This window comes from Methylotenera sp., from assembly GCF_030653755.1.
Classification (GTDB): domain Bacteria; phylum Pseudomonadota; class Gammaproteobacteria; order Burkholderiales; family Methylophilaceae; genus Methylotenera.
The window spans coordinates 277,136-287,266 of sequence record NZ_JAURYU010000045.1 but is presented as its reverse complement, the minus strand read 5'-3'; the positions used below and the strand labels follow the sequence as shown (position 1 = coordinate 287,266).

The 10,131-nt window shown below is 45.4% G+C and carries 9 protein-coding genes; all 9 read left to right on the top strand.

The window, feature by feature from the left end; genetic code table 11:
* Nucleotides 1-8 precede the first annotated feature (8 nt).
* Genes mraY through ftsA form a run of 9 tightly spaced genes read left to right on the top strand, consistent with a single transcriptional unit; the run spans nucleotide 9 to nucleotide 10,062 of the window.
* Nucleotides 9-1,112: a phospho-N-acetylmuramoyl-pentapeptide-transferase gene (mraY, locus tag Q7U33_RS09420; protein ID WP_304860108.1), complete on the top strand. Its 1,104-nt coding sequence runs from the start codon at nucleotides 9-11 to the stop codon at nucleotides 1,110-1,112.
* Between the two features lie 34 nt (nucleotides 1,113-1,146).
* Entirely contained in the window at nucleotides 1,147-2,505 is a 1,359-nt protein-coding gene (murD, locus tag Q7U33_RS09415; protein ID WP_304860106.1) for a UDP-N-acetylmuramoyl-L-alanine--D-glutamate ligase, read from the top strand.
* The gene (gene ftsW / locus Q7U33_RS09410) at nucleotides 2,502-3,665 is read left to right on the top strand and encodes a putative lipid II flippase FtsW (protein WP_304860103.1); all 1,164 of its coding nucleotides are present in this window, start codon (nucleotides 2,502-2,504) and stop codon (nucleotides 3,663-3,665) included. Before murD ends, ftsW begins: the two co-directional genes overlap by 4 nt.
* Nucleotides 3,662-4,753: an undecaprenyldiphospho-muramoylpentapeptide beta-N-acetylglucosaminyltransferase gene (gene murG / locus Q7U33_RS09405; protein ID WP_304860101.1), complete on the top strand. Its 1,092-nt coding sequence runs from the start codon at nucleotides 3,662-3,664 to the stop codon at nucleotides 4,751-4,753. Before ftsW ends, murG begins: the two co-directional genes overlap by 4 nt.
* Nucleotides 4,750-6,195 carry a UDP-N-acetylmuramate--L-alanine ligase gene (murC, locus tag Q7U33_RS09400; RefSeq protein WP_304860099.1) on the top strand — a complete coding sequence of 482 codons (1,446 nt, stop codon included), beginning with the start codon at nucleotides 4,750-4,752 and terminating at the stop codon, nucleotides 6,193-6,195. Before murG ends, murC begins: the two co-directional genes overlap by 4 nt.
* Entirely contained in the window at nucleotides 6,192-7,082 is an 891-nt protein-coding gene (gene murB, locus Q7U33_RS09395) for a UDP-N-acetylmuramate dehydrogenase (RefSeq protein ID WP_304860096.1), read from the top strand. The genes murC and murB overlap by 4 nt, the downstream gene beginning before the upstream one ends.
* Nucleotides 7,082-7,987, top strand: coding sequence for a D-alanine--D-alanine ligase (locus Q7U33_RS09390; RefSeq protein ID WP_304860094.1), 906 nt, complete (start codon nucleotides 7,082-7,084; stop codon nucleotides 7,985-7,987). The genes murB and Q7U33_RS09390 overlap by 1 nt, the downstream gene beginning before the upstream one ends.
* Nucleotides 7,977-8,804, top strand: a complete 828-nt coding sequence (locus tag Q7U33_RS09385) for a cell division protein FtsQ/DivIB (protein WP_304860092.1) — start codon at nucleotides 7,977-7,979, stop codon at nucleotides 8,802-8,804. The genes Q7U33_RS09390 and Q7U33_RS09385 overlap by 11 nt, the downstream gene beginning before the upstream one ends.
* 19 nt (nucleotides 8,805-8,823) lie before the next feature.
* The gene (ftsA, locus tag Q7U33_RS09380) at nucleotides 8,824-10,062 is read left to right on the top strand and encodes a cell division protein FtsA (protein WP_304860090.1); all 1,239 of its coding nucleotides are present in this window, start codon (nucleotides 8,824-8,826) and stop codon (nucleotides 10,060-10,062) included.
* The last annotated feature ends 69 nt before the right edge of the window (nucleotides 10,063-10,131 follow it).

The window sequence follows — 10,131 nt, the reverse complement described above, 5'->3', positions numbered from 1 at the left end:
GATAGACAATGTTACTCGAACTAGCGCAATGGTTAGCACAAGACATCCGTGGATTTAATGTATTTAACTACATTACGTTGCGTGCTGTGTTGGCAACGCTCACCGCTTTGATTATTTCATTTGTAGTGGGGCCAACTTTAATACGAAAATTGACCCACTATAAGGTTGGTCAATCTGTGCGTGATGATGGGCCGCAAACACATTTGATTAAAGCGGGTACGCCAACCATGGGTGGTGCTTTGATATTAGTTGCGATTGCTATCTCAACCTTGTTGTGGGCTGATTTAAGTAATCGATTCATCTGGGTGGTGCTCTTTACGACACTTGGTTTTGGCATTATTGGTTGGGTGGATGACTGGCGCAAGGTTGTACATCGCAACCCTAAAGGTTTATCTGCTAAAGAAAAGTATTTTTGGCAGTCAGTGGTTGGCTTAAGCGTTGCTGTGTTTTTACAACAAACCGCTGCTACCCCTGCTGAAACGACATTGCTGATTCCATTTTTTAAAAATCTGGTGATACCGCTGAGTGGCTTTGCCTTCATTGTGCTGACATATTTAGTAGTGGTTGGTAGTAGTAACGCTGTGAATTTAACAGATGGTTTAGATGGCTTGGCCATTATGCCAACGGTGATGGTGGCAGGTGCATTGGCAATTTTCGCCTATGTGACAGGTCATTTATATTTTTCAAAATATCTCAGTATTCCATATGTGCCAGGCGCTGGAGAATTGGCTGTGTTCTGTGCTGCAATGGTGGGTGCTGGCTTAGGTTTTCTTTGGTTTAACGCTTACCCAGCAGAAGTGTTTATGGGGGATGTTGGTGCGCTAGCGTTAGGTGCAGCTTTAGGTATTGTGGCTGTGGTTGTACGTCAGGAAATCATCTTGTTCATCATGGGAGGTGTGTTCGTGATGGAGACCTTATCAGTGGCGGCGCAAGTTACCTATTTTAAATATACCAAGTACAAAACAGGCACAGGTAAGCGCATATTTTTAATGGCGCCACTGCATCATCATTATGAGGAAAAAGGCTGGAAAGAGACGCAGGTAGTGGTGCGTTTTTGGATTATCAGCATGATGTTGGTGCTGATTGGACTTGCCAGTCTGAAAATTAGGTAATTAGTCTGAAATTAGATAATTAGTAAAGTTGAACATGCAAATCGCGTTAAAAGACAAAAGAGTATTAGTGCTAGGCCTTGGAGATACAGGGCTATCAGCATTGCGCTGGCTACATAGCCAAGGCGCACGTTTGTCTGTGGCTGATACGCGCGAAGTGCCGCCAGGTATTGACGCATTAAAAGCAGAGCTACCAGAAACAGTGGTTTACACAGGCGCATTGAAGCCTGAATTTTTTAATGCTATTGATTTAGTGGTGATTAGTCCTGGTGTGGCACTGAGTGAGCCTCAAATTCAAGCTGCGATTCATCGTGGTGTAACGGTAGTGGGTGATGTTGAGCTTTTTGCGCAATATCGTCCTGCGAGTGCCAAGCTGATTGCGATTACAGGTGCAAATGGCAAAACCACAGTGACTACCTTAGTGGGTGAAATGTGCAAAGCTGCTGGCTTAAAAACTATTGTAGCTGGCAATATCGGCCTGCCAGTACTTGATGCCTTAAGTATGGAAACCCCTGATGTTTATGTGCTTGAGCTTTCAAGTTTTCAGTTAGAAACAACGAACAGTTTGCTGGCAGATGCCGCAACCATGTTGAATTTATCTGAAGACCATATGGATAGATACGACAGCATGCAGAGTTATGCGGTTGCGAAGGCACATATTTTTTACCAAGCGAAATTACAAGTGCTAAATCGTGATGACGCATGGAGCATGATGATGTCACGCGCAAAGTTGGCACAAGTGACATTTGGCTTAGATGCTGCTGAGGATGAGCAGAGCTATGGCATTAGGCAAGCAGATGGTGAAGCTTGGCTGAGTTACGGTATGCAAGATCTGATGAATATACGCGATCTAAAAATCGCTGGTTTGCATAATGCAAGTAATGCTTTAGCGGCTATTGCACTTTGTCGCGGTATTGGTTTGGACTTTGCGCCCATTATTCAGACTTTATACAACTTCAAAGGATTGCCGCACCGTGTGGAATGGGTTGCCAATGTTGATGATGTTGATTATTACGATGATTCAAAAGGCACTAACGTAGGGGCCACCTGTGCAGCCTTATCTGGCTTGTCACAAAAAGTCGTGTTGATAGCAGGTGGTGATGGCAAAGGGCAGGATTTTTCTCCACTTAAAAGCGCCGTGAGTGCTAACGCCCGTGCAGTGGTGTTAATTGGTAGAGATGCACCGTTAATCGAAGCCGAATTGTTATCGACTGACGTGCCGATGTATCACGCGGCAGATTTGCCAGAGGCCGTGACCATCGCTAGAAAGCTAGCACAGGTGGGGGATGCAGTGTTGCTATCTCCCGCATGTGCCAGCTTGGATATGTTTAAAAACTACGTGCATCGCGCAGAAGTATTTGTGGCGGCAGTGAAGCGTATGGAGCAATCTATATGATTGCCACTATGCTGAATCGTGAACGTATCAACTCACCTAGCTACGATCAAAGTTTGCTATGGGTGACCTTGATTTTGCTAGGCATTGGTTTAGTGATGGTGTATTCAGCATCGATTGCAATTGCAGAATCTGACAAAGTGCTTGGTTATAACAGTAGTTATTACTTGGTTCGCCAAACCATATTCTTGGTAGTGAGTTTAACGGCTGGATTTATTGCGTTTAACGTACCAATGGCTTGGTGGCAAAAAATGGCGCCGTACCTATTTTTGTTGGGTTTGGCATTGTTGGTATTAGTGTTGATACCTGGCATAGGCAAAGTGGTAGGGGGTAGCCGCCGTTGGCTGTCATTGTTTGTGATTAACTTACAGCCCTCTGAGTTTATGAAATTATTTGCTGCCATGTATGTGGCAGATTACACCGTGCGTAAGGCTGCGGTGATGGATAGCTTCACCAAAGGTTTTATGCCGATGCTGTTTGTGATGTTGCTTGTTGGTGGCCTGTTATTAAATGAGCCTGACTTTGGTGCGTTTGCTGTGATTGCCGCAATATCAATCTCTATTTTGTGGTTGGGTGGTATTAACGCAAGAATTTTTGGCGGTTTGATTATTTTGCTAGTCGTTGGTTTTGTGTTCCTGATTTGGAGCTCACCTTACCGCTTAGAGCGTGTGATTGGCTTTATGGATCCATGGGCAGACCCATATGGTAAAGGGTACCAACTCTCACATGCATTGATTGCGTTTGGTCGCGGTGAATGGCTTGGTGTGGGTTTAGGCGCTAGCGTGGAGAAGTTACTTTACTTGCCAGAAGCCCATACCGACTTTTTATTAGCGGTGATTGCTGAAGAATTAGGCTTTATTGGTGTGTTAACCGTGATTGGTTTGTTTGTATGGATACTCATGCGCGCGTTTGGGATTGCTAAAGAAGCGATTGAAAATGAGCGCTACTTCTCAGCTTTATTAGCGCAGGGTTTAGGGGTTTGGATTGGTGTGCAAAGCATTATCAATATGGGTGTGAATATGGGATTGTTGCCAACCAAAGGCTTGACGTTGCCTTTAATGTCGTTTGGTGGAAGTGGTATTTTGGCTAACTGTGTTGCAATTGCGATATTACTACGGATTGATTTTGAGAATCGTCGACTCCAAAAAGGGCTGCCAGCATGAGTAAGGCAACAACTAAAACGTTGATGGTGATGGCTGGCGGTACTGGCGGTCACGTCTATCCTGCTATGGCAGTGGCTGATACTTTGAAAAGCGAAGGCTGGAATATCGTTTGGTTATGTACGCAAGGCGGCATGGAGAATAAGCTCATTGCAGACAAAGGCTACGATAAAGCCATGATTACTATGCAAGGTGTACGTGGTAATGGGTTGTTAGGTTGGTTGTTATTGCCAGTGAAGTTAGCAAAAGCATTTGCTCAGAGCCTGAAAGCGTTAAATAAGTATCAACCAGATGTGGTGTTAGGCATGGGTGGCTTTGCAGCATTTCCTGGTGGGCTGATGGCGAGATTGCAAGGCCGCCCATTAGTCATACATGAGCAAAACTCAGTGGCTGGGTTGACAAATAAAACATTGGCAAAAGTTGCCACCAAGATTTTGGCTGCATTTCCTGCTGCATTTGGAAGCAAGGCGCTATTGGTAGGTAATCCAGTACGTGCAGATATATCAGCAATAGCAGCGCCAGCACAACGCTTTGCAGGCAGAACAGATGCACTAAGATTATTAATTGTGGGTGGTAGCTTAGGTGCGCAAGCATTGAATGAGGTGATTCCTCAGGCATTGGCAAAATTACCAGCGGATAAACGTCCGCAAGTGGTACACCAAGCTGGCGTGAAGCATATTGAGGTATTGCAAAACAATTATAAGCAAGCAGGTGTGGATGCAGATGCGCGTGCTTATATCGAAAATATGGCAGAGATGTACGCATGGGCTGACTTTGTGATTTGTCGCTCGGGTGCGTTAACCGTGGCTGAAGTTTCAACTGCAGGATTGGGCTCGTTAATGGTGCCGTTCCCTTTTGCGGTAGATGATCATCAGACAAGTAATGCCCAGTATTTAGCTGATGCAGGCGCCACGATATTGGTGCAACAAAAAGAATTGAGTGTAGAGAAATTGACGAAATTACTAAAAGAGCTGAATCGTGAGAAATGCCTAGAAATGGCTAAGCAAGCACGAGCTTTAGGTAAACCAGAAGCCACCGCTGATGTTGCAAAAATTTGCATACAAATAGCAGCGCAAGGAGTCGCGAAATGAAACATAAAGTTAAAAATGTCCATTTTGTTGGAATTGGCGGCTCTGGTATGAGCGGGATTGCTGAGGTGCTGATCAACTTAGACTTCAACGTTAGCGGCTCAGATTTAGCCTCTAATGCAACGACCAAACGACTAGTTGCCTTTGGAGCAACGGTTTACCAAGGCCATGAAGCAGAAAACGTGAAAGATGCCGATGTGGTTGTGGTGTCATCTGCGGTAAATGAAGCAAACCCCGAAGTTAAAGCCGCACGTGAGAAAAAGATTCCAGTCGTGCCGCGTGCGCTCATGCTAGCGGAATTGATGCGTTTTAAGCAAGGCATTGCGGTAGCAGGTACGCATGGCAAAACGACCACGACTAGTTTAATCGCCAGTATCTTGGCGGAAGCAGGCATGGATCCAACGTTTGTGATTGGCGGCAAGTTAGAAGCAGCCAATGCCAATGCTAGGTTGGGCACTGGTGAATATATTGTTGCGGAGGCGGATGAGTCTGATGCTTCATTCTTACATCTAACACCTGTGATGGCGGTGGTCACCAATATAGACCAAGACCATATGGACACTTATGAACACAGCTTTGAAAAACTGAAAAGTGCATTTGTAGAGTTTTTGCAACAATTGCCGTTTTGGGGCATGGCGGTGGTGTGTGTGGATGATGCCAACATTCGCGAGATATTGCCCCGCGTGACTAAGCCAGTGATGACCTATGGCTTGAGTGAAGACGCGCGTATTCGTGCTAAAAACGTACGCGCCGATGATGGCAAGATGCACTTTACCGTGCAACGTATTAACGGTGTGACCACTGAGTTTGATGTGACCTTGAATTTACCAGGTAATCACTATGTACTAAACGCGTTGGCGGCGATTGCGATTGCCAGTGAGTTGAATGTGCCAGATGTCGCCATCATTAAAGCCCTGAAAGAATTTAAGGGCGTGGGCAGACGTTTTGAGCGTTATGGCGAAGTACCAGCAATGCCACGTAATGAAAGCAGCCATGGCACATTTACGCTAATTGATGATTATGGACATCACCCAGTAGAAATGCAGGCCGTGATAGCGGCAGCGCGTGGTGCGTTCCCTAACAGACGTTTAGTGATGGCATTCCAGCCACATCGTTATACGCGCACTAGGGATTGCTTTGAAGATTTTGTAAAAGTGCTGTCTAGTGCTGATGTGGTGTTGCTAACAGAGGTGTACTCAGCGGGGGAAGCACCGATTGTTGCAGCGGATGCGCGTTCGCTGATACGTGCGATTCGCGTCGCAGGCAAGGTAGAGCCTCTATTTGTAGAAACGACAGATGAGTTGCCACAGGCCATTTTAGATGTTGCGCATGCTGATGATGTGGTGATTGTGATGGGTGCGGGTTCGATTGGTCAGGTTGCGTCAAAGACCAGAGAGTTACAGTTGAATAAAGCATCGCAATCAAAAGGAGTAGCTGCTGCATGACTCAGCATAAGGGAAAGCTACTTTTAAACGAGCCATTAGCGCGGTATACAAGCTGGCGCGTCGGTGGCCGTGCTGATCAGTTTTATATTCCGGCAGGTTTGGAAGACTTACGTCAATTTTTACAAAGTCTGGACGAAGCTGAGCCAATCTATTTTATCGGCTTAGGTTCAAATTTATTAGTACGAGATGGCGGTATACGTGGCACGGTAGTGTTGATGCATAACGTGTTAACTACGCTGCAAATGGATGGCGAGGCGGTATATGTAGAGGCTGGTGTGACATGCGCCAAGTTGGCAAAATTTTGCGCCAAAGAAGCAAGGCAGGGCGCAGAGTTTTTTGCAGGCATTCCAGGTACTTTGGGTGGTGCACTTGCGATGAACGCTGGATGCTATGGCAGTGAAACATGGAATGTAGTGAAGCGTGTGACGACAATAAACAGGCACGGTGAGCTTAACACCCGAGATGCGGCGGTCTTCATCCCAAGTTATCGACATGTTGATATGCCTGTTTCAGATGAATGGTTTGTGGCGGCATGGTTGAGATTAGAGCACGGTGACGCACAAGAGTCGGCACAGAAAATTAAAGGATTGCTAGCAAAACGTCTTGCCGCCCAGCCATTGAATCAACCAAGCGCTGGTTCAACATTTAGGAATCCGCCGGGTGATTTTGCGGCAAGACTAATAGAAGCGAGTGGATTAAAAGGTTACATCATTGGCGGGGCGCAAGTGTCAGAAAAACATGCGAATTTTATTGTGAATATTGGCGGGGCAAATGCCTTAGATATTGAACTGTTAATTCAGCATATGCGAGAAACTGTGTTAGAAAAACAAGGGGTTGCACTTCAACAAGAAGTTAAAGTGCTAGGCGAATTAGAGGTAAGAGAATAATGCAGGATTTTGGAAAAGTAGCAGTGTTGTTAGGTGGTAAGTCTGGCGAACGCGACGTTTCGCTTAAAAGCGGCACGGCTGTGCTTGCCGCACTGCAAAGACAAGGGGTTAATGCCCATGCGTTTGACCCAGCAACAAGACTATTGCACGATTTAGAGTCATTTGATTTAGCCATGATTTCATTGCATGGACGTTTTGGTGAAGATGGTGCGATGCAAGGGGCTTTGGAGCTACTAGGCATTCCTTACACGGGTAGTGGTGTAATGGCATCCGCGATTGGTATGGATAAATGGCGCACCAAAATGATGTGGTCAGCAGCTGGGGTGAGTACACCAGCATTTGAAGTGGTGACTGCAGATTCTGACTTTGATGCGATTGAGAAAAAACTAGGTTTGCCTTTGTTTGTAAAGCCAGCCAACGAAGGTTCAAGCATTGGCATTAGTAAAGTAAAACAAGCTGGTGAGCTCAAAGCTGCATATGAGTTGGCGGCCAAGTCTGATCCGTTAGTGATTGCTGAGCAGTTTGTTGGTGGCGGTGAATACACCGTGGGCATTTTGGGCAATCAGGCACTGCCTATTGTGCGCATTGTGCCAAAGAACGAGTTTTATGATTTTGAAGCTAAATATTTGCGCGATGACACCGAGTATAGATGCCCATCTGGTTTGAGTGCAGAAAAAGAAGCGCTTATCCAGCAAGAAGCATTACTTGCATTTAATACTATAGGTTGCCAAGGCTGGGGTCGTGTAGATTTTTTAATGGATGAAGCAGGTAAGCATTACTTTTTAGAAGTTAATACTAGCCCTGGGATGACAGACCATAGTTTGGTACCAATGGCAGCAAAAGCTGCTGGCATTAGCTTTGATGAATTAGTGGTGAAAATATTGAGGTTAGCACATGTGGGATAGGCCTGCATTACTCAACTGGATAGCAAACCTACTGTACGCATTAAGTATGGTAACGATGATGTATGCAGTGGTATATGTGGTAGTGCATTTGCCGATTTTTCCACTGCGTGAAGTGAAGGTGGATGGGCAGTTGCATCACGTGAGCCGTGAGCAGGTGAAACTGATTGTAGCAAAGCATTTAAAAGGTAATTTTTTTACGCTGGATTTAATTAATGCACGCGATGCCTTTGAAAAGTTACCTTGGGCACGCAACGTGAGTGTGCGTCGTCGCTGGCCAGATAAGTTAGAAGTGATCATTGAAGAACATCAAGCATTAGCGCGTTGGGGTAGCACGGCCTTGGTGAACACGCAGGGGGAGCTGTTTCATGCGGCTTCTGGTAGTGACTTGCCTGTGTTTTATGGCCCAGATAATGGTGTGATTGAAGTGGCATCACAATACGATGCTTTAAATCAAGTGTTGAAAACCGCTAAGTTAGAGGTGTCGACTTTAGCGTTAACACCAAGACGTGCTTGGCAGATAACGACGACCAACGGCATTGTGCTTGAATTGGGTCGAGTGGAAATGCAAGCAAGGTTAGAAAAGTTTGCCAATGTGTATAGCAGCACCTTGGTAGGTTTGAATAAAAAAATTGCGTATGTGGATTTGCGATATCCGAGTGGTTTTGCGGTGCGTAGGCCGACAGAAATGTTAAGTAAAGAAAAAGTCGCAGGCGTAGAAAGTAATCAAGAAGTGATTAATAGCGACAAAGTGAAGCAGGCTGATACAAACGCGATTAAAAGCGAAGCAATGAAAAAACGCATGGGAACCGTGACCTAATTCACGGAAGGGATGAAGAATGAGCAGAATAAAAGAAGATAAGAATTTGATTGTAGGCTTGGATATAGGCACCTCTAAAATTGTGGCGATTGTTGCTGAGTTGCAGCCTGAAGGTACCTTAAAGGTGATTGGTCTAGGTCAACATGTTTCACGCGGTCTTAAAAAAGGTGTGGTCGTGAATATTGAATCTACCATGCAGTCTATTCAGCGTGCCCTAGAAGAAGCTGAGCTGATGGCTGATTGCAAAATCAACAATGTTTACACAGGCATTGCTGGTAGTCATATCAAGAGTCTGAACTCACACGGCATGGTGAAGATTAAAGATGCTGAAGTTACACAAATGGATGTAGATCGTGTGATAGAAACAGCACGTGCGATTGCACTGCCAGCAGATCAGCAAATTCTACATATCCTTACCCAAGAGTTCATTATTGATGGGCAAGAAGATGTGCGTGAGCCGCTAGGTATGAGTGGTATGAAATTAGAAGTGAAGGTACACATCGTGACTGGCGCCGTTGCTGCAGCACAGAATATTGTGAAATGTATCAAGCGCTGTGGCATTGAAGTCAGTGATCTGATTTTACAACCATTGGCTTCAAGCCTAGCGGTGTTAACAGAAGATGAAAAAGAGTTAGGTGTTTGTTTAGTGGATATTGGTGGTGGAACCACTGATATCGCAGTATTCAAACAAGGCGCCATTCGCCATACCGCAGTGGTGCCAATTGCTGGCGATCAAATGACTAACGATGTAGCGGTTGCTTTCCGTACCCCAACGCAATCTGCAGAAGATATCAAGATTAAGCACGGCTGTGCACTGCGTCAATTGGCTGATCCACGTGAGGTGGTTGAAGTGCCAGGTGTTGATGGACGTGATCCACGTCAGTTATCAGTGCAAACACTGGCTGAGGTGCTAGAGCCGCGCGTGGTTGAACTTTATGAATTGGTGTTAAACGAATTACGTCGCAGTGGTATGGAAGACATGATTGCATCAGGCATTGTCATTACTGGTGGTTCAGCCATGATGCGCGGCATGGTGGAGTTGGGTGAAGAAATATTCCATATGCCAGTACGTTTAGGCATGCCGCGTTATGTAGGTGGCTTATCAGAAGTGGTGAGCAATCCACGTTATGCCACAGGCGTAGGCTTGGTGTTAATGGGCAAGCAACAGTTAGAGCGGCATTTAAGTGGTCAAATGGAATCAAGCTCATTTGGACGTATTTTAGAAAGAATGAAGAGTTGGTTCCAAGGTAATTTTTAAATGGTAATTTGTAAGTGGCAGTAAGTGTTTAGCAGTGAAAAGTAGTAAGGCAGAAGTACCAGTAAAATC

Coding starts and splice junctions, on each gene's coding strand:
- murD (WP_304860106.1), top strand. CDS start 1,147: ATGCAAATCGCGTTAAAAGACAAAAGAGTATTAGTGCTAGGCCTTGGA.
- ftsA (WP_304860090.1), top strand. CDS start 8,824: ATGAGCAGAATAAAAGAAGATAAGAATTTGATTGTAGGCTTGGATATA.
- Q7U33_RS09390 (WP_304860094.1), top strand. CDS start 7,082: ATGCAGGATTTTGGAAAAGTAGCAGTGTTGTTAGGTGGTAAGTCTGGC.
- murC (WP_304860099.1), top strand. CDS start 4,750: ATGAAACATAAAGTTAAAAATGTCCATTTTGTTGGAATTGGCGGCTCT.
- mraY (WP_304860108.1), top strand. CDS start 9: ATGTTACTCGAACTAGCGCAATGGTTAGCACAAGACATCCGTGGATTT.
- murB (WP_304860096.1), top strand. CDS start 6,192: ATGACTCAGCATAAGGGAAAGCTACTTTTAAACGAGCCATTAGCGCGG.
- murG (WP_304860101.1), top strand. CDS start 3,662: ATGAGTAAGGCAACAACTAAAACGTTGATGGTGATGGCTGGCGGTACT.
- ftsW (WP_304860103.1), top strand. CDS start 2,502: ATGATTGCCACTATGCTGAATCGTGAACGTATCAACTCACCTAGCTAC.
- Q7U33_RS09385 (WP_304860092.1), top strand. CDS start 7,977: ATGTGGGATAGGCCTGCATTACTCAACTGGATAGCAAACCTACTGTAC.